The organism is Mucilaginibacter phyllosphaerae (genome assembly GCF_004378255.1).
GTDB lineage: Bacteria > Bacteroidota > Bacteroidia > Sphingobacteriales > Sphingobacteriaceae > Mucilaginibacter > Mucilaginibacter phyllosphaerae.
On sequence record NZ_SNQG01000001.1, the window covers coordinates 934,125 to 954,700 of the forward strand.

General features: G+C 42.7%; 18 protein-coding genes. 6 read left to right on the forward strand and 12 right to left on the reverse strand.

Translation table 11 applies throughout. The features are described 5' to 3' along the window. Positions 1 to 91: 91 nt before the first annotated feature. Positions 92 to 2,527 (forward strand): outer membrane beta-barrel protein, encoded by a 2,436-nt coding sequence (locus E2R65_RS04035; protein WP_134335180.1) that lies wholly within the window; start codon positions 92 to 94, stop codon positions 2,525 to 2,527. On the opposite strand, the gene E2R65_RS04040 is transcribed toward E2R65_RS04035, so the two are convergent. Both E2R65_RS04040 and E2R65_RS04045 read right to left on the reverse strand, forming a co-directional pair. Beyond that, complete coding sequence (locus E2R65_RS04040; RefSeq protein WP_134335181.1) at positions 2,524 to 2,745, reverse strand: KTSC domain-containing protein; 222 nt, start codon at positions 2,743 to 2,745, stop codon at positions 2,524 to 2,526. The two genes, E2R65_RS04035 and E2R65_RS04040, sit on opposite strands and share 4 nt — an antisense overlap. A 42-nt stretch (positions 2,746 to 2,787) precedes the next feature. Continuing rightward, a complete protein-coding gene (locus E2R65_RS04045) occupies positions 2,788 to 3,171 on the reverse strand; it encodes a DUF1634 domain-containing protein (RefSeq protein ID WP_134335182.1) in 384 nt (127 codons plus the stop codon). Positions 3,172 to 3,314: 143 nt separating this feature from the next. Between E2R65_RS04045 and leuS the strand changes: the two genes are divergently transcribed. Together leuS and E2R65_RS04055 are read left to right on the forward strand one after the other, a co-directional pair. After that, a complete protein-coding gene (leuS, locus tag E2R65_RS04050; RefSeq protein ID WP_134335183.1) occupies positions 3,315 to 6,224 on the forward strand; it encodes a leucine--tRNA ligase in 2,910 nt (969 codons plus the stop codon). 194 nt (positions 6,225 to 6,418) lie between these two features. Then, complete coding sequence (locus tag E2R65_RS04055; RefSeq protein WP_134335184.1) at positions 6,419 to 8,965, forward strand: outer membrane beta-barrel family protein; 2,547 nt, start codon at positions 6,419 to 6,421, stop codon at positions 8,963 to 8,965. Positions 8,966 to 9,074: 109 nt separating this feature from the next. Here E2R65_RS04055 and E2R65_RS04060 read toward each other — a convergent pair whose 3' ends face one another. From E2R65_RS04060 to E2R65_RS04095, 8 genes are all read right to left on the reverse strand, one after another. Next, complete coding sequence (locus E2R65_RS04060; protein ID WP_134335185.1) at positions 9,075 to 9,467, reverse strand: type II toxin-antitoxin system HicB family antitoxin; 393 nt, start codon at positions 9,465 to 9,467, stop codon at positions 9,075 to 9,077. After that, complete coding sequence (locus E2R65_RS04065; protein WP_134335186.1) at positions 9,460 to 9,723, reverse strand: type II toxin-antitoxin system HicA family toxin; 264 nt, start codon at positions 9,721 to 9,723, stop codon at positions 9,460 to 9,462. Before E2R65_RS04065 ends, E2R65_RS04060 begins: the two co-directional genes overlap by 8 nt. 237 nt (positions 9,724 to 9,960) lie before the next feature. Beyond that, positions 9,961 to 11,259, reverse strand: a complete 1,299-nt coding sequence (gene eno, locus E2R65_RS04070; RefSeq protein WP_134335187.1) for a phosphopyruvate hydratase — start codon at positions 11,257 to 11,259, stop codon at positions 9,961 to 9,963. Positions 11,260 to 11,364: 105 nt separating this feature from the next. After that, positions 11,365 to 12,099 (reverse strand): DUF2490 domain-containing protein, encoded by a 735-nt coding sequence (locus tag E2R65_RS04075; RefSeq protein ID WP_134335188.1) that lies wholly within the window; start codon positions 12,097 to 12,099, stop codon positions 11,365 to 11,367. Between the two features lie 185 nt (positions 12,100 to 12,284). Next, a complete protein-coding gene (locus E2R65_RS04080) occupies positions 12,285 to 13,403 on the reverse strand; it encodes an ABC transporter permease (protein ID WP_134335189.1) in 1,119 nt (372 codons plus the stop codon). A gap of 88 nt (positions 13,404 to 13,491) precedes the next feature. Continuing rightward, a complete protein-coding gene (locus tag E2R65_RS04085) occupies positions 13,492 to 14,256 on the reverse strand; it encodes an ABC transporter ATP-binding protein (RefSeq protein WP_134335190.1) in 765 nt (254 codons plus the stop codon). 101 nt (positions 14,257 to 14,357) lie between these two features. After that, on the reverse strand, positions 14,358 to 14,570 hold the full coding sequence (locus E2R65_RS04090) for a hypervirulence associated TUDOR domain-containing protein (protein ID WP_134335191.1): 213 nt from the start codon (positions 14,568 to 14,570) through the stop codon (positions 14,358 to 14,360). Between the two features lie 302 nt (positions 14,571 to 14,872). Beyond that, positions 14,873 to 16,681 (reverse strand): MutS-related protein, encoded by a 1,809-nt coding sequence (locus E2R65_RS04095; RefSeq protein WP_134335192.1) that lies wholly within the window; start codon positions 16,679 to 16,681, stop codon positions 14,873 to 14,875. A 76-nt stretch (positions 16,682 to 16,757) separates the two neighbouring features. Here E2R65_RS04095 and rlmH point away from each other — a divergent pair, with 76 nt between their 5' ends. From rlmH to E2R65_RS04110, 3 genes are all read left to right on the forward strand, one after another. Then, a complete protein-coding gene (rlmH, locus tag E2R65_RS04100; protein ID WP_134335193.1) occupies positions 16,758 to 17,231 on the forward strand; it encodes a 23S rRNA (pseudouridine(1915)-N(3))-methyltransferase RlmH in 474 nt (157 codons plus the stop codon). 141 nt (positions 17,232 to 17,372) lie between these two features. Then, the gene (locus E2R65_RS04105; protein ID WP_134335194.1) at positions 17,373 to 18,287 is read left to right on the forward strand and encodes a cation diffusion facilitator family transporter; all 915 of its coding nucleotides are present in this window, start codon (positions 17,373 to 17,375) and stop codon (positions 18,285 to 18,287) included. Positions 18,288 to 18,314: 27 nt separating this feature from the next. After that, positions 18,315 to 18,737: a Dabb family protein gene (locus tag E2R65_RS04110; protein WP_134335195.1), complete on the forward strand. Its 423-nt coding sequence runs from the start codon at positions 18,315 to 18,317 to the stop codon at positions 18,735 to 18,737. 279 nt (positions 18,738 to 19,016) lie between these two features. On the opposite strand, the gene E2R65_RS04115 is transcribed toward E2R65_RS04110, so the two are convergent. Further along, a complete protein-coding gene (locus tag E2R65_RS04115) occupies positions 19,017 to 19,520 on the reverse strand; it encodes a DUF5606 family protein (RefSeq protein WP_134335196.1) in 504 nt (167 codons plus the stop codon). A gap of 80 nt (positions 19,521 to 19,600) precedes the next feature. Next, entirely contained in the window at positions 19,601 to 20,038 is a 438-nt protein-coding gene (locus E2R65_RS04120) for a peptidylprolyl isomerase (protein WP_134335197.1), read from the reverse strand. Between the last annotated feature and the right edge of the window lie 538 nt (positions 20,039 to 20,576).

Here is a 20,576-nt window from a genome sequence, read left to right on the forward strand (position 1 = left end):
TTCGTAAAAGCTATAATAGGATGCAAGCATTTGTTATATTTAAAATCTAAAACTAAAATAACTATAAAGCAAATTTCTACGAGGTAAATTAATGAGGGTTAAATTTGGTTGCTTTTTTACGGTTATCCTGGCAGGCTTATTTAATTTTTGTTACGCCCAAACAGGTTCATCGGTAATTAGCGGGAGTGTTTGGATACAAAATAACCAGGCTGCCGATGCGGCCACCGTTGTTTTATTAAAACTGCCCGATTCTGCCGCGGTTGCATCTGCATTGGTTAACCCTAAAGGCAATTACCGGTTTACAGCTGTATCTGCAGGCGCATACCTTATTCTGGCTACCCGGCTTGGCTATAAAAAAGCCTATTCTGCAGTATATACTCTAAAACCCGGGCAAACGGTTTCGGCCGGTATCATTTTGCTATCCCCTGCCAGTAGCCAGCTTAAAGAAGTAGCCATTGTTGGCAGAAAACCTTATGTGGAAGTGCGGCCGGGCAAAACCATAATCAATCCATCAGCCAGCATCATTGCCGACGGGCAATCGGCACTGGATATTTTAAGGCAATCGCCGGGTGTGCGTGTGGATAATAACGAGAATGTAAGTATCAGCGGGCGGCAGGATGCCCTGATACTGATAGACGGGAAAGCCACTAATTTAAGCGGCGCCGACCTTACCGCGCTCTTAAAAAGCACCCAGGGCAGTAATATAGACCGCATGGAACTGATAACCGGCGGATCGGCAAAGTACGATGCTGCGGCGGGTGGTATCATCAACATCATTTATAAAAAAGGGAAAAACCTGGGTACCAACGGCACTTTAAATACATCGGCAGGGTATGGTACCTATTACAAAGCCAACGCCGGTTTATCTTTAAATCATCGCACCGCAGGCTACAATATTTTTGGTAATTATAATTTTACTGCCAACAAAACCTTCAGGGAGATCCTTACCGACAGGGGCATCAATTATGCCGGTGTACAAAGCGATTATAACACCATGTATAACAACATCCAGCAAAACCGTAATCACGCCTTTGCGCTGGGTACAGATTTCTTTTTGTCGCCGGGCCAAAGCATCGGCTTTTTAGTTAACGGGTTTGTAAGCGATAATGTATTCCATAAAAACAATGATCTGCACATAACTAACCAGGGCGTGTTAGATTCTGTTATTAAGGCAACATCCGGCATAAACAGGGATATTACCAACATCAACTATAACCTAAATTATAACGGTACGCTTGATAAAACAGGCAGAAGTATATCGGCCAATATTACCTATAACCATACTTCGCGCAAATCTGCAGAGTATATTACCAACGAATTTTTTGATGCAGCCGGCGCCGCTTACCGCAACCCATTGTTATTACAAAATATCTCTCCAACAAAAATCAATAACTGGACCGGTACCATAGCCTACACCAATCCGCTGCCAAAAGATGCCAAACTGGAAGCAGGCTTAAAATACAGTTATACCAATACCGATAATAACCTTGTTTTTGGCCCGCAGGTTAATGGTATTTATACCATTGATAATAACTACAGCAATTACTTTATTTTTAAAGAAAGCATTGGCGCCGGTTATGTTAACTACAACGGCAAGTTTGGCAAGTTTGATCTGGAAAGCGGCCTGCGCGGCGAGTACACCTATAATAATGGCACATCGGTTACAAATAAGCATACCACCATCCGCAAATACTTTAACCTGTTCCCCACTGTTTTATTAAATTACCGGTATAACGATAATAACGAATACGCCCTATCATTCACCAGAGGCATCACCAGGCCCGGTTACGATAAGCTAAACCCCTTTTTATACTTTGTAGATCTGTATAATTACCAGGCGGGCAACCCCTACCTAATGCCCGAGTACAATAGTTCGGTAAGGTTAACACATACTTACAAGCAGCAAACAGTTACCGCTTTATACGCCACTTTGCTTACAGGTGCGTCGTTCCCGTTCTATAACCAAAATGATACCACCAAAATAAGCACCACTACCAATGTTAATCTGGGCCGGCTTTATACTTATGGCATCAACATCAATACACCTGTTACTTTTACCACATGGTGGCGCAGCACTTATGATATTGATGCATCTTACCAGCGGTACGTAGCTTACAGCCAATATGGCAACCTAAACAAAGGCACCGGCGATGTTATTATTAATACCACCCAGTATTTTCAATTAAACAGCACTATAACGGCACAATTAAGCGGTAAATACGAAACCGCCACCTTTTACGGCATTAACCAGTTTAGGCCAAACTATTTTATGAATGCGGGCATCAGTAAACAAATATTAAACAAACTTGGCCGCCTTAGCCTTGTTGCCGAAGATATTTTCAGAACGAACAGAGACCGTGCCTACACCAATTACCAAAACCTTAACCGTAGCATGGTAGACAGGAGAGAATACCGCAAAGTTACTTTAAGCTTTAGCTACCGCTTTGGTAAAGCAACCGTAAAAAGCGCTGCAAAACACGTTATCGGTAACGAGGATATCCAAAACCGTATCCGGTTGAACAATTAAAGGTACTTCACCTTTTCTTCGGGATACTTACCCTTTATTTTGGTTACAAAAAAGTGCCCGAGCGATTGGCTGCTGATGAATTTTTTATAGGCCGGGGGTTTAAAATTAAAGTACTGCCACACACCGCCGTTTTCTTTAAACTCCAGTTCGAGGATGTGTTTATCTGCATCGTAACCAATGCTTTGTAAGGCCGATGATTGTACCGGATGCCTGCGCATAATATGATAGCAGGGCAAAGCCAAAAAAGTTTTTACAAAATGTTAACCGGCATGGCCGCTAAAGGCACTGATAACAATAACAAGCAACACAATAAAAGTAATAAAGGTGTACAGGTAATCTTTTTCGAGGATAAAACCAATTGCGCTGAATATTACACGTACCACAGGTGTGGCTATCAATAAAACAATACCGGCCTGTATAATGGCCCTGCCCCTTAAAGTAAGTATGCCGTTGATGATGCCTGCCGGGCTATGGATAAAATCGGGCACGCCTTTAAACACATGATAGTTGGTTATTACATGGCCGTGGCGGTACAGGTAAATAACGCCGCCGGTAAAAACAACCAGCATAGATACAAATACCCCGGCACGCAGTACCCAGCCTATTACCGCCTGCATATCTTTATCCTTAAACCGCTGTGTCATTGCGGTCGAAAATAAGGGATAAAAAACGGCTTACCAAGTTTAATGTTAACCTATATATTATATAGACTTTATTGAAACTCACTGGCAAACGCTGATGTTAAAGCAGTTTTTACTATTTTCGCAACCTTATACGGTAAAAGCAAATGGACTATCAATTTCAAAAAATAGAGAAGGACTGGCAGAAATTCTGGGCCGAAAACAAAACTTTCAGGGCCGATAATCAATCTGGTAAACCCAAGTATTATGTGCTGGATATGTTTCCCTACCCATCGGGCGCGGGGCTGCATGTTGGCCATCCGCTGGGCTACATCGCTTCTGATATTTTTGCACGTTACAAGCGCCTAAAAGGCTTTAACGTATTGCACCCCATGGGATACGATAGCTTTGGCCTGCCTGCCGAGCAATATGCCATACAAACCGGGCAGCATCCATCGGTTACTACCGAGGATAATATAGCCACTTACCGCCGTCAACTGGACCAGATCGGTTTCTCGTTCGACTGGGACCGCGAGGTACGCACCAGTTCGCCCGATTATTATAAGTGGACACAGTGGATATTTATGCAGCTGTTTAACAGCTATTACGATAAAGATGCTGATAAGGCGCAAAGCATTGCCAAACTGGTAGCGCATTTTGAAAGTAATGGTTCTGCCGGTGTAAATGCCGTTTGCGATGAAGAAGTTTTAAGCTTTACCGCCGATGAATGGAAAGCATTTAGCGCGCAGCAACAGCAAGCCGAATTGCTAAAATATCGCCTTACCTACCTGCGCGAAAGTACCGTTAACTGGTGTGCCGCATTAGGTACCGTACTGGCTAACGACGAGGTGAAAGATGGCTTTAGCGAGCGCGGCGGCTACCCTGTAGAACAAAAGAAAATGATGCAGTGGAGCATGCGCATTACCGCCTATGCCCAGCGCCTGTTACAAGGCCTTGACCATATTGACTGGCCCGAGCCGCTAAAAGAAATGCAACGCAACTGGATAGGTAAAAGCGTTGGCGCAAGCGTAAGGTTTCCGTTGGAAGCCTCACCTAAATCCTCTCCAAAGGAGAGGACTTCAGAAGAAGGTTCTAACTCCCTCTCCTTTGGAGAGGGCCGGGGTGAGGCTGCTTCCTACATTGAAGTTTTCACTACCCGTGTAGATACTGTTTTTGGGGTAAGTTTTTTGGTGATAGCGCCCGAGCATGAGCTGGTGGCTGAATTAACCACGCCCGGGCAAAAGGCCGACATTGAGACCTACATTGCCCAAACCAAAAAGAAAAGCGAGCTTGACCGTATGGCCGATACTAAAACGGTATCAGGCGCATTTACGGGCAGCTATGTAACTAACCCGCTTAATGGCGAGAAAGTGCCGGTGTGGATAGCTGATTATGTTTTGGCCGGCTATGGTACCGGTGCCGTGATGGCCGTACCATCTGGCGACCAGCGCGACTTTTTGTTTGCCAAACATTTTAACCTGCCCATCATCCCGATCATCGATATCCAGAATATTGAAATAGAAGCCGACCCGACCAAGGAAGGTAAATACATTAACAGTGATTTTATAAACGGACTGGGCTACAAAGAGGCCACAGCCGCAGTAGTTGCCAGGCTGGAAGAACTTGGCTTAGGCAAAGCCAAAGTAAACTTCAGGATGCGGGATGCTATTTTTGGCCGCCAGCGCTACTGGGGGGAGCCGGTGCCGGTTTACTTTAAAGACGGCCTGCCCTATTTGATAGAAGAGCAGCACCTGCCATTGTTATTGCCCGAAATTGATAAATACCTGCCAACCGAAAGCGGCGAACCGCCACTGGGCCGCGCTACGGATTGGAGCTACAAAGCAGAAGGTAAAGTATCCCCTATCGGGGAAGATTTAGAGGGGGCCGAGGCCTTCTACGCTTACGAACTAAGCACCATGCCGGGTTGGGCAGGCAGCAGCTGGTACTGGTACCGTTATATGGATGCCCATAACGACCAGGAATTTGCATCGCGCGAGGCTATTGAATATTGGAAAGATGTGGATTTGTACATCGGCGGCAGCGAACATGCTACCGGCCACCTTTTGTATAGCCGTTTCTGGAACAAGTTTTTAAAGGATATTGGTAAAGTGGTTGAGGAAGAGCCTTTCAAAAAACTGATTAACCAGGGAATGATACAGGGTAGAAGTAATTTCGTGTATCGGTTGATAGATGAAGAAGGAAAAGGCACTAATACATTTGTTTCGCACGGCTTGATCAAAGAATACAAAACATCGCCGCTACATGTTGATGTAAACATTGTAGAGAACGAAGTTTTGAATGTGAACAAGTTTAAAGCATGGAGAGAAGACTTTGCTGATGCTGAATTTATTTTAGAGAACGGCAAATACATCTGCGGTGTTGAAGTCGAAAAAATGTCCAAATCCAAGTTTAACGTGGTAAACCCGGATGATCTGATTGCCCGTTACGGAGCAGATACCCTGCGCATGTACGAGATGTTTTTAGGTCCGCTGGAGCAGAGTAAGCCATGGAATACTAACGGTATCGAGGGTGTATTCAAATTCCTGCGTAAATTCTGGAAGCTTTTTCATGATGCCGATTTTAACTTTAACGTAAGTGACGAAGCGCCTACCAAAGCCGAGCTGAAATCGTTACATAAGATCATCCAGAAAGTGGAGCAGGATATCGAACGTTTTTCGTTCAATACATCCGTATCCAGCTTTATGATAGCGGTTAACGAACTTACCGACCTTAAATGCAGCAAACGTGCTATTTTGCAGGAATTGGTGATTACACTTGCCCCTTACGCACCGCACATCTGCGAGGAGCTTTGGACACTGCTGGGTAACCCTGCCGGCACAATATCTACCGCGGCTTACCCTATATTTAACCCGGCTTACCTGGTAGAAGATGAATTTAGCTACCCGGTATCTTTCAACGGTAAGATGAAAACCAATGTCAGCCTGTCGTTAACTATGGAAACCGCTGATATTGAGGCTGCTGTTTTAGCCAATGCCGATGTACAAAAATACCTGGATGGCAAAACCCCTAAAAAGGTGATTGTGGTAAAAGGCCGCATTGTAAATATCGTAATATAAATATTCAACTATTTAAGCCTCTGTGCATTTATGGCCCTGTTACAGGGGATTGTAAATGCACAGGGGCTTTTTGCTGCGCCTTAGTGTAACATGTACATTACATTGCTACATAATCGGGGTAAAATTTAACCTGCCTGTAACATTTTAGGCATTTTTGCCTCCAATTACCAAAACGCCTAAAAACGCTCAAATTTATGAAACGTATATTTTTACTTTTAATAGTTATCTGTACTGCTGTATTAGCCAAAGCCCAGATTCCGGGCGGTGGCGGGGGTTCCAGCATTGTGGGGAAAATCTCTGGTACGGTGATAGATTCACTTACCAAAAAACCGGTTGACTATGCAACCATCAGCCTGTTCAAAAGCGGCGCAAAATCGCCCGTAAACGGTGTTTTAACGGACGAAAAAGGGAACTTTAAGATCGATAACGTGCGTGCCGGTAAATATAAGATCACCATATCATTTATCGGGTACCCAACCAAAACTTTCGACCCGGTTGAAACCACCGCGGCAAAGCCGGACAATAATATGGGTACCCTTGTTTTGGCCCCAAGTGCAAAAGCGCTTAAAGAGGTACAGATTGTTGGTCAGCAGGCGCTGGTAGAAAACAGGATCGACAAGATCGTTTACAACGCCGAAAAAGATCTTACCGCAGCAGGTGGCAATGCTACAGATGTACTGCAGAAAGTGCCCCTGGTATCTGTTGACATGAACGGTAACGTAGCCATCCGCGGCGATCAGAACGTTCGCGTGTTGATAAATGGTAAACCATCCGGCGCAACATCAGCAAGCTTAAGCGATGTATTAAAAACCATCCCTGCCGATCAGATCAAAAACATTGAGGTGATAACCTCGCCATCAGCTAAATATGATGCGGAGGGATCTGGCGGTATCATTAATATCATCACTAAAACAAAAAATGCATCAGGTATAAGCGGTTCTGTTAGCGGTGGTGTGGGTACACGCCAAAATAACGGTAACGTGAATTTAAACTACAATAAAAACCGCTTTAACTTCTCTGCCAACCTAGGCGGCAACCTTACTTGGCCACAAACATCAACTACCCTGTTTGACCAAACGATCCAAACAGGCGCTGTTAACCAGCGCAACGTAAACAACACCAGCAATGAAATTAAACGCCACGGTGCAAGAGGTACGTTAACCGCTGGTTACGAGTTTAATGGCTTTAACAGCATTAACAGTACGCTGGCCTTAAATGATGGTGGCTTTAACGCTAATGGCGGTGGTACATACAGTATCAAAGATTTAATTGATTCTACAAAAAACCTTAACTATATTGGTAAAACCGGTTCTAAAAATAAGTTTAGCGGGTTTGACTGGAATGTAGATTACACGCACAAATTTAAAAAGGAGGGCCATGAGATCACGGTATCGGGCCAGTGGAGCCACAGTATTATCAAAACAGATTATACCAGCTTATTCAGCGCAAGGCAACCCAGCCAAAAGGGCGATAACAACGGCAAAAACAATGAATATACCGCCCAGGCAGACTACACCCTGCCTATCAGCAAAACTTTAAAGCTTGAGGCAGGTGGTAAAACTATACAAAGGCGTATAAACAGCGTTTACAATATTTATTCGGTAGATTATCCTAACGGCGATAACCCAATTTTAGATACAGAGAACTCTAACCTGTATAATTACAATCAAAATGTTTATGCCGGTTATAGTGTGTTTACCATTACATTACCAAAAAGTTATTCGTTATTAGCCGGTTTCCGTTATGAGAACACCCGTATAAAAGGTGACCCCGAAACGCCTTTTGCAAGCGGCGAGAACCAGCAAGTATTAAGCCCGTTTTCGGCAAGCTATAATACTTATGTACCAAGCTTAACCTTACAAAAAGTATTTGGTGCCAATACATTAAAACTATCCTACAGCAAGCGTATCCAAAGGCCATCTTTGCAGGTATTAAATCCGTTTATCAACAGAAGCAGCATTCAGGCACAATCAGTTGGTAACCCTAATCTGGCGCCGGAGGTATCTCAAACTGTTGAATTAAATTATAACACCTACATCAAATCTTCCGTAATAAACTTCTCGGTTTATTATAAAAGAACTAATGACCTGATAGAAGGTATAGCAAGGCCAATAACCGAAATAGTTGGAGACAGCACTGTAAACGGTACCCGTACAGAGCAAAATAACGTGGCCAGAAATAACTCGGTAGGTGCAAGCTTCTTCGGTTCGATAACGCCTTTCAAAGCACTAACCATACGTGCTAACATTAACCTGTTTACTTATAACCCAACAGTTTATGCGCAATACGCTGGCTTTGTAAACCAGGATGCTTTAAAAACAAGGCTGATGTCTACCATGTTTGGCAGTGCACAGCTTACCTTGCCTAAAAACTTTATTGTAGAGGCCTTTGGTTTTACCAACTCTGCCCGCAGAACCATACAGGGTACCAGCCCGGCGTTTGGTATCTATGCCTTTGGTATTAAAAAACAGTTTATGGATAAAAAGGCTTCTATTGGCTTTAACACCGTGCAGCCTTTTGCAGTTAATAAATCATTTAACCAAAATATATCAAGCCCTGGTTTTACCCAGGTTAGCAGTACACAGTTTCCTTTTCAATCTTTTGGTATAACATTTAGCTACAGCTTCGGTAAAATAAGCTTTAGCAACCCGCAGCAAAAGAAAAAGAAAGGCGTTAATAACGACGACCAGATACAGGGCGGCGACCAAACCGGCGGCGGCGCACCGGCCGGCGGCAGATAATCAGCCAAAATCAACAATTAATATATCATAGCAAACGCCCCTTCGGAAAACTGAAGGGGCGTTGCTTTTTAATGATTATTATAGCTTATATACTTACTGGCAAGTATAATCAGGCATGTTCAAAAGAAGCATCTTGTTTACCATCTATAGCAGTAGCAATTTCCTTTTTATGATCGAGCGTATAGGAAAGTGCTACCTTAACAAATTCGTTAAGTGTAATATTATGAATAGCCGCATACAATGCAGCTTCTTTGTGCAAATTGGCAGGAACACGAACATTGAAAGTCCCTTTATACGTCTTATCCGGTTCTTTACCAATCTCTATACACGTTTCTAAATAATCTTCTACTGCTTCTTCGAAAGAAATTTTAAGTTCTGCAACTGATGAGCCCTCAAAGCTTACCAAATCATTTATACCTAAGACTTTTCCAAAGAAAACTTCATCAGTAGCGCTAAACTGCACCGATGCGTAATAGTTTTTATATTGTAGGATGTCATTCATCTTGTATGTGACCCTTTTCTTTTAAATGAGCAATAACTTGTTTTAAAGCATATGCTTTAACAATGTTACCGGGGTGAGGTTTATGAAGCGTGATAACTTCTTTTTTGCTATCAACAAATCTTCTTCTTGATCCACCTGTTTTGCCACCGGTTAATTCTTCGTAGCCAAAAAAAGCTACAATTTTACATAATTCATCCCAGGTAAAGTCCTTGGGAACAGATAACAACCGACTGATTAATTTGTCTTGTATGGACATGCGTTAATGACTTGAAATTTTTCATTTGTTTTCCCTCAAACTTTTACTTTTTAACTATCTTACTTTTTACTTCTATTTCGGGACGATACAATATAATTATACTGTATTATCAAAAATAAAAATTTTAATTAATATTTGCAACTAATTTTCAGTTGCAAACTGAAAATATGACAAAAAAAGCCGGTCAATCACTTAACCGGCTTTTCGTATTTTATTGCCCTTCAAGAGGTTGGGGGATTATTTCTTTGGCAGATATTTAAAGTTTTTGCCGATGAAACGGGCAGCTTCGCCCAGTTCTTCTTCTATACGCAATAACTGGTTGTATTTAGCTATCCTGTCTGATCGTGATGCCGAACCGGTTTTGATCTGGCCACAGTTAAGGGCAACAGCTAAGTCGGCAATGGTAACATCTTCCGTTTCGCCGCTACGGTGGCTCATTACTGATGTGTAACCGTTAGTTTGTGCTAAGGTAACCGCGTTTATGGTTTCTGTTAACGAACCTATCTGGTTAACTTTTACCAGTATAGAGTTTGCGGTATCATTATCGATACCTTGTTGTAAACGTTTTACATTGGTTACAAACAAATCATCACCTACTAACTGTACTTTATCACCAATCTTCTCGGTTAATAATTTCCAGCCGGCCCAGTCGTCCTCGGCCATACCATCTTCAATAGAAATGATTGGGTATTTGGCAGCTAATTCGGCCAGGTAATCTGCCTGTTGCTCGCTGGTGCGGATAGCACCTTTTTCGCCTTCAAATTTGGTGTAATCGTATTTACCATCTTTGTAAAACTCAGAGGCGGCACAATCAAACGCCAAAAATATATCAACACCAGGTTTGTAACCTGCTTTTTCAATCGCTTTTAAAATGGTTTCAACGCCATCTTCGGTACCCTCAAAAGTTGGTGCAAAACCACCTTCATCACCAACAGCGGTAGAAAGGCCCCTGTCATGCAGGATCTTTTTAAGGTTGTGGAATACTTCGGTACCCCAACGCAATGCTTCAGAGAATGATGAAGCGCCCGCAGGCATGATCATAAACTCCTGGAACGCGATAGGCGCATCAGAGTGAGAACCACCGTTAACGATGTTCATCATCGGGATAGGCAAGGTATTGGCATTAACACCGCCAATGTAACGGTATAAAGGCTGGCGGCTTTCTTGCGCGGCAGCTTTAGCAACTGCTAAAGAAACGCCCAGGATAGCGTTAGCACCCAGTTTACCTTTATTTTCGGTACCGTCAAGGGCTATCATGATCGCGTCGATCGCATTTTGTTCAAATACATCAACACCCTTAAGTTCGTCTGCTATAATGTTGTTTACGTTGTCAACGGCTTTTAAAACACCTTTGCCCATGTAAACGGCTTTATCATCATCGCGAAGCTCAACGGCTTCATGCACACCGGTAGAGGCACCAGATGGTACTGCGGCACGGCCAACTACACCGTTCTCTGTAATTACATCTACTTCTATTGTAGGGTTTCCACGCGAATCAAGTATCTGGCGTGCATGAACATCAATTATTAAGCTCATAGTTTCTTATTATCGGATTTTGAGTGTTTACTATACTAATTTAGTGGGCTAAGTTAAGTGCAAAAACAGGAAATACCAACGCAAATTTTGTATTTGTAATGATTATTAATCGTTTGTGGTAGGGATATGCTCTTTAGGCTTACCATTCTTGCGGTTAATACGGTACATAACCGTTATGGCCAGATTATTTTTTGCCCCGGCAGATGTAAGGCTGTAATTATACTGATCCAGATAGCCTGCCTGCACACTCAAAGATTTATCGAACTGGTAACCCAGAGCTGCCGAAAAACGGTTACGCTCGAAATGCGGGGCCTTGTTGTTAAAAAAAACTTCGTCGAATATGGATACGAAAAAGGTTTTGGGCGAGATCTTTTTATGGTTTATCGGGATAACCGCATTTAAACGATAACGGAACCTATTGCGATAGATGCCATTTAGCCAGCGCTGTTCGGCCCGATAGCGGTGCTCCAGTTTTATCCTGTCTAAAAAAGAGTTGATGGTAAGCTGCTCCCACATCCTGAATTCCTGCACGGTGGGCGGTGCATCCAGGTTAGTAAAATCTTTGGTTACGTATCTGCCGGTACCAAATAATGCCGTGTAGTTATTCGCAATATCGTAGCTTACGCCACCTTTTGTTTCGTAATAAAAAAATTGGTTAAACAATTCGTTAGCACGCGATTGCAATTCGATGTATCCACCCCATTTATGTGTACTATCGCCGGGTAATACAACGGTAGCGATGGCCCAGGTACCGGTTTTATAATTTTGCGCGTTAACTTTTAATGAACAAACCGTTAACATAAACAACACCAGGGTTAAATAACCAGTATTTTTTAACATTCTATTAATCTAATTTTAATACAAAAGTATTTCCCTATTGTTAGCTAAGTGTTAACATAGCAAGTGTTAATATTATTAATGTGTTAAGCATTTGACCTAATGTTAATTTAACATTAACAAAAAAGGCGCCACGTAGCGCCTCCAAGTCTTTATTGCTTATTCTAAATCCTGAGTCTATTATCTTTTTACTCCCATTTAAACGTTTTAACCGCTACTGCATAGATCCCTATCCCCCAAAGCAGCAGTATAAATAACTGGTGGGTAACATCGCCCAGGCCGGCACCCTCAAAGGCTACCTTACGCATCGCATTATTTAAATGGGTAAGCGGTAGCACATTGCTTAAATGCTGCAACCAAACCGGGAAGGCCGTTACCGAAAAAAACGTACCCGACAGCAGAAACTGAGGCATGGTAATAATATTAGAAATAGGCGGCACCGAACTTTCGTTTTTAGCTATGCCGGATATGGTAAAGCCAAACCCCATAAAAATGATGAGCCCGATGGTACAAAGCACCAGCATATTTAATACCGTAACCACACCATGTATCAGTGTAAAACCAAAAACAAAGTGCCCCACCATAATAATAAACAAAGCGCCCAATAACGAGAATACGATCCGCGCCAATGCCTCGCCCAATACAATGCTGTAGCGTTTAACCGGGGTGGCAAAAAAGCGTTTAATAACCAGCGTAAGGCGTAAGCTTAAAAATACAAAGGCTGTACCAAACACCCCGCTGCTTAACAACGAAAAGCCCAACTGCCCGGGCAAAATAAAATCGATGTATTTATATTCACGGCCGGTTACCACGGTTTCTTTCAGATCTACCGCATTTGGAATAGGGATACCCGAAAATTGCTGGATCTTTTTAAACTGTTCTGACTGGATCCTGTAAAAAATATTATTCAGTACCGATTTTAACACAGAACCTTTATCGCCCGATGCATGGCTGTATTGTACACTCATGCCAATGGGTTTCATAGCCACAAATGGCTTCATATCTATAATGGCGTCAATACTACCCTTGGCCAGGTTCTTGCGCATCTCATCTGCCGTTTGATTTTTAATAAGGTGGATGATCTTATTCTGGGCAAGCGCTTTGTAAACGGGATTAAGCGTATCGGCACCTTTGGCTACACCTACATCTACAGACATGCCTCCGCCGCCAATATTGGCAAATACCACAATAAATATCAGCGGGAAAGCCAAACTAAACACTACCGCAGATGGACTGCGGAGTATAGAACGGAAACTGGCCCTGGCAATGGCAAGGGTTGCGCGGGTATTGTTATATTTTTGGTTCATTGGCTTAATAGTTCATTGGTGTAATTTGAAATTTGCGAAATGCTCACTAACATCTGTAAACTTCTACTCCCCCTTCAGGTGCTAAGGGCTAACTCTCCCTCCACTCCTTACCGGTAAGGTTAATAAATACATCCTCCAGGTTGGCGCCTTTGGTTTGTTTAGCACGTTCAAACCCGGTAGCCACCAGTTGGTCAATAAAACGATCAGGGGTATCTATACCTATGATATGGCCGCCGTCTACAAAGGCTACACGGTCGCACAGTACTTCGGCTTCATCCATGTAATGAGTGGTAATAACCACGGTGGTACCGGCATCACGAATCTCGCGGATCAGGTCCCACAGGTTACGGCGTGCCTGCGGATCAAGCCCGGTTGTAGGCTCATCCAAAAATATAATACGTGGATTGTTAATGAGTGTGGTAGCTATTGAAAAACGTTGCTTTTGCCCGCCGGATAATTCCTTGAATTTAGCTTTTGCCTTATCATTCAACGCAACCTTACCCAACATTTCGGCCGGTGTTTTAGTAATCCCGTAGAGGCCCGAGAACAGATCAATCAGTTCCGAAAGGTTAAGATTGGGATAATAACCTGCTGCTTGCAATTGTACCCCAATGCGCTTTTTAATGCTGTCTGCGTCGGTTTCTATATCAAAGCCATCAACAGTTACTTCGCCCGATGTTTTTTCGCGTAAGGTTTCAATAATTTCCAGCGTGGTGGTTTTGCCGGCACCATTTGGCCCAAGCAGGCCAAAGATCTCGCCTTCGTAAACTTCAAAGCTGATGCCTTTTACCGCTTCAAAATCGCCATAGTTTTTTACCAGGTTTTTAACCGTAATAATAGGTTTATTTGCCATAGCGTAAATATGCGTTGTATTTGTGTAATTATTACCATACAAACATTAAAACCGCATTAAATTTAAACAAACGCCAATGCAAATAACCCTCAACGGATGGCTTACTTCCCACCCTTTTTAAGCTCGCTTTCTGATTTGATAACTTGCTTGCCTTTATCCATCTTTATTTCGTAAGCAGGCTCATCTTTACTGGCATTGCGTTTTACACTTGTGCCTTTTATTGATTTTTTAACCGGCTCGGTATGTTTCTTTTCAATCTTGCCTTCGGCTTCGCCTTTGCCCCAGTTCCAGTGTACGGTATCTCCCTTTTTCATAACCTGTAATTTTGGTTAACTGCAGCAATAGACCTGCCAAAATCTGCCCGGATACTTAAAAAATAAACCTGCCTAATAAGCCTATCAATACAATAGCATTGGCCAAAATAGCAAGTATAGCGCTAAATGTTGGGATAGTTAAAAGTGTGATCATCGTGATGTTTTTTTGTTGTTTTACACCACAAAATTGTATCAAACCAAGGTTATTTAACAGCTTTTTTAGGTGAACGGGAACAAAATGTCGGTAAGTGTATTCCAAAAAGGAATAAGCAGCGGCATTTTAGCGGTTACTGTTTTACTGGTTACTCTTCACCCACATTAATGCCTATTTGTTTAAGCAGTAAGGATGCATTGAAGGTTTTGCACTCGCCGTGCTTCATCTTGTAATCAAATAGCATTTCGCCATCTATCACCTGTATATCAAAGTAGTAGTTGCGTACATAATCAGGATATTTATCTTCTAACCGGGCAATCTGCAGATCGTGCGTGGCAACCATGCCTACGCCTTTTTTGGCAATAAGCTGCTCTATCACCGCTTTGCTGCCCAGATACTTATCCATAGAGTTGGTGCCGCGCAGCATCTCATCAATCAAAAAGAAAACGCGGTGCTGATGCTCTACCGCGGCCAGCAGCATCTGCAGGCGGTCCAGTTCGGCCTTAAAGGTAGATGTACTTTCGTTTAATGAATCTTTGATCCGCATGTAGCTTACAATGGTAATAACAGATACTTCCATAGCAGCGGCGCATACTGTTGAGCCGGCCAGGGCCAGCACGGTATTGATACCAACGGTACGCAAAAAGGTACTTTTACCTGCCATGTTGCTGCCGGTGATGATGTCTATCTTAAAGGCATCTTGCAGATCATAATCATTATCTACCCTTTTGCCAGGGATAAGCGGATGTGCAATATTTTTTGCCTTAACGGTGTAACCTTCGGTATCGGCAATAACGGGGTAAACCCAATCCGGGTAATTGATGGCAGGCACAGCAAGGCTGATGAGTGCTTCGAATTCGGCTATTACATCAAAGGCCTCTTCAAAATTATGATGATTGCTGCGCTTCCATTTTTCTATCTGCAGAATTTGTTTCAGCGCCCATAAAAAAAACACATTTAACAAAAATCCAACTATCATAATAAGGCTATAACCAAGCTTATTAATTAGTTTTGATAACTCGCGGATGTTTTTTGAAGTTTGGTTTGTCCTCAGCTTTTCATTCAGATCAACACACCTTTGCGACTGCCATTGATGGCTCTCAATCGCATTAAATACAATAGCATAGTTGGCCAGCACGCTGCCTATTTTATCGGCAATTGCCCCTCCTCTTAAAATATAGCTTCCCTTTGAAATTAAAATAAGCAAGTTAAAAATAACTATCGCGATAACTACAAGTTTAAAAACCGGGTATAAAAATATACCAGCCAATAAGGCAAACGATAACAGATATGGGGATATTTTGATGTAGGATGTTAACCATTTTTCGCCGGGTAATTTTAAAGGCGTGCTTAGATAAACAAACAAACGTTTCATTTGATCGGTATCCTCTTTAATGGCAAATAGCAGTTTGGTTTGGGTGTTTACCTTCCACTCGTTATTAGCGGCAATCTCTTTAACGGCTTGCTGGCGCGATAAAATAACGGGCTTGTCTGCCGGGGCGTTTAGCCAGTCGGCCAGTTTATCATTACCTGTTGATGTTGCTGCACGATTAATGAGATGGAATAGCGAAGCATTACCAAAGATATCCAGATCTGAACTGTAAATGTGCTTTTCGTTACTGTAGTGCTGCCCGTTATTATACAGGTTGGCGTTGTTTTGCAGACTATCAATTTCATTAAGGTTGATGCGTTGTAGATCCAGATAGTAATCGCGTTGGCGTTCGTAGCTGCCCTGGCGGGCTACCAGCCAGGCAAAAGCGGCCAGCAACAGCGCAAAACTAACAGCCATAATAGTAAAGTTATCCTGCGCAATGGTTAGGTAAATGGCAAACACCATCAGCCCGAAAATGCCCAGCCGGAGCAGTGAATAAGTATTGGCCAACTTTTTATATTTAACGGCCTGTTGGTTTGCCTGCGCGGCGGCTTGCTTATAGTTATCAATTATAGTTTGTTGCACAGATATTATAGATATTTTTGTACTTCAATGTTACAACAATAAGATAACATTTTAAGCCTAATAGTTACAGCTGTAAATGAAGATAACGTTTATAACCGTTGGTAAAACCGAAGATGCCTACTTAAAAGAAGGTATAGAGAAATATGTAAAACGCCTGAAGCACTACACCAAGCTGGAACTGGTTGACATCCCCGAACTAAAAAACACCAAAGCACTAACCGAGGAACAGCAAAAAGCTAAAGAAGCCGAATTGATCCTCAAAAAAATAACCGTGCAGGACCATGTGATCCTGCTGGATGAGAACGGATTGGAATTCACCTCTGTACAGTTTGCCAATTATATCAACAAGCGTTCGGTTTCCTCATCGGCCAATCTCATCTTTATCGTGGGCGGCCCCTACGGGTTCGATCAGTTGGTTTACCAGCGCGCCAATGATAAGCTATCCCTCAGCCGTATGACCTTCTCGCACCAAATGGTACGCCTGTTTTTTGTGGAGCAGCTTTACCGGGCCTATACTATTATTAAGGGGGAGCCGTATCATCATCAATAACTGACACGGTTACAGGATTTTTAGATTGACAGGATTATTGAGCACATAGATAGAAACAGAAACAAACATCGCCTAACTCATTTCCAATAAGGCAATTTATTTGCACATTTGTATATCTGCATATTTGCACATCCATATATCATGCACAGTCACGACCACTCCCACCATCATCACGACCACGCTCCAAAAATAGACCATCTGAATGCGGCATTTATATGGGGCATTATCCTCAACTCCGCATTTGTAGTTATCGAGGCTGTTTACGGTTTTATCAGCGGCTCATTATCCTTACTAACGGATGCCGGCCATAACCTAAGCGATGTGGCATCGCTTGCGCTGGCCCTGCTTGCCTTTAAGCTGGCCAAAGCTAAATCAAACAAGGATTATACTTACGGCTATAAACGCTCCACCATCATCGTATCGTTTTTTAATGCCATGATACTCATCGTAGCTGTTGGTTTTATTGTGTATGAAGCCGTTATACGTTTTATTCATCCCGAGCCTGTTGCAGGCGGCACGGTTGCCTGGGTAGCCTTTGTAGGGATAGCCATAAACGGTTTTACCGCATGGCTTTTTGTAAAAGATAAAGATACCGACCTGAACGTAAAAGGCGCCTACCTGCATATGGCGGTTGATGCCATCGTATCTTTAGGCGTAGTGATATCGGGTATTATTATTTACTTTACGCACCTGGAATGGATCGATAGCGTGGTTAGTATCATTATCGGTGTAATCATCTTAACCGGCACCTGGAACCTGCTTAAAGACAGCCTGCGCCTGGAAATGGACGGTGTGCCTAAAGACATCGACCTGAAAAAAATAAAGGCAGAACTGATGGGCGCCAATGGTGTGGTAGATATCCATCACATGCATGTTTGGGCCTTAAGCACTACCGAAAATGCGCTTACCGCCCACCTGGTAGTTAGCCCCGATAACATGGTAAAATTCGATGAGATCAAACACGATCTGCGCCACCGGCTGGAACACCTGTCTATCAGCCATAGCACGTTTGAGCCGGAGTTTAGCAATGAGAAATGCGAGCAGCCGGATTGTTAATTTTTACATAAATTACCATTATACCAAATGAACACCACTAACCGACGTAAATTTATAGCAACCGCAGCTACTGTTGCTGCAGGCACACTGGTTGCCTCGGCCATGCCTGATATTATAAAACCTACCACTATGATAAATAAATATCCCATCGTTCACCACGCATTATTCTGGTTAAAAAACCCAAGTTCAAAAGAAGATCGCGATAAACTGGTGGCCGGCGTAAAATCGCTCGGTAAAATAGAGAGCATTAAAGAATTGCATGTGGGTGTTGTTGCCAGCACCGAAAAACGCGATGTAGTTGATAACAGCTGGGGCGTATCTGAAGTGATGTTTTTTGCCGATCTGGCGGGGCAGGCAGCTTACCAAACCCACCCTATTCATCAGCAATTTATAAAAGACCATAGCCACCTTTGGGAAAAGGTTGTGGTTTATGATGCAGTAGACGCGTAATTGTCTGAACAGTTGTCATGGTGAGCCTGTCGAACCATTAGCTAATTTATCAAGTCTTCGACAAGCTCAGACTGACAAATTTAATTATCCATATCATCCTGAACTTGTTCAGGATCCCACAGGACAAGTTGGATATTTAGCAAGTGGGATACCGAAATTAATTCGACATGACGAACCGTTTAACCCTACACGCTATCGCTCGCAATAGACGTAGTAGGATTAAAACAAAGCCCCGATAGACATTCTACCGGGGCCTGATTATTTATAAGCAAAATTTGCTTAAGCTTTTTTAGCAGCTGCTTTCTTAGCTTTGGCTTTTGGCGCTTCGGCAACCGGGGCCTCTTCCTCTACAGGTTCTGCAATTGGTGTTTCTTCGGCAACAGGCGCTGCGGCAGCGGCAGGTGCTTCGTTAAATAAAGGCAGATCTTTTAAGATCAAAAACCAGCTGATGATCTTTTTAATATCAGATGAATAAACTTTTTCTTCGTCGTGGTCGGCAGCAACTTCGTAAAAAAACTCGCGTAGTTTTTTGCCATCCTCTTTAGGGGCAGGTACACTGGCCGCGGCTTTCATGCGCTCAAACACATCAATAAGCTTTATATCATCTTCTAAACCAAAAATAGTAATCTCATTCAAAGCCGCCAATTTAGCGGTAGATAAGTTTACCACCAGCTTAGTTTTTTGCGCATCGAGGCTTTCTAAAACGTAGCCGGTTTTGTTTTGTGCAAGCGCCCTCCATAAACCCGGTTTACCCGATACTGCAACAATTCCCTGTAAATTCATTTTTTATGTTGTTGATGGAGCTGATTGAGTAAATAGGTGATTATTAACTAATCACTACTCTCCAATCACCACTCACTATACTATTCCTCTATTACTTCTATGCTTAAAATTTTATCGCCCTGGCGAATGTCGTCAACCACGTCAACGTTTTCTACAACCTTACCAAATACGGTGTGGTTACGGTCTAAATGCGCGGTGTTATCGCGGCTGTGGCAGATAAAAAATTGAGAGCTACCGGTGTTACGGCCTGCATGTGCCATTGAAAGCACACCACGATCGTGATACTGGTTATCGCCTGTTAATTCACAGTCGATACGTTTGCCAGAACCACCTGCACCGGTACCGGTTGGGTCGCCGCCTTGTACCACAAAATTAGGGATAACACGATGAAAAGTTACGTTATCGTAAAAACCTGTTTTAGCCAATCCTAAAAAGTTAGCTACGGTGTTTGGCGCATCTTTGTCAAAAAATTGAACGGTCATGTCGCCTTTTTCGGTTTTAATTATTGCTTTGCTCATTTGTTTTTTAATTTAAACAGGTGGCAAAGGTAAGGAATTGAGGTGAAAGGTAAAAGGGTATTAGTTATTAGAGGTTGGCGATAAGAGATTAGATAAAAAACTTAATTATTGAAAATTTGGCATTCGGGCATTCGAGGTCTTAGTCACAGGACTAACAACTATTGTTGGAACTGTCCTCCCTAACGCATTTTTTGCTTCAAAAGAATTGGGTTTAGTATTTCGAGTATTATACCCGTTCCAATAACATTCGGGCCTTCGCCAAATTCAAAATGCATACCCGGCTCAAGTAAGCCGGTAAATATATCGGTAGCAATAATGCTGATTTCAGCTTTGATATTTTCGCCCGGATATACCCGTTCTCTTCCTATAAAAATTTGTTGACCGCTGGTTAGATAATCGTTAATTGGAAATTTTAAATGTGGACGATAGCCAGAAATCGCAAGCGATTTCCTCCCCCCCCTCTTGCGTGGTTAAATATTTCAATTCTGCAATAAAATCAGGTTGCTTATTCATATCACTAATATAGTCCGTCCTATAA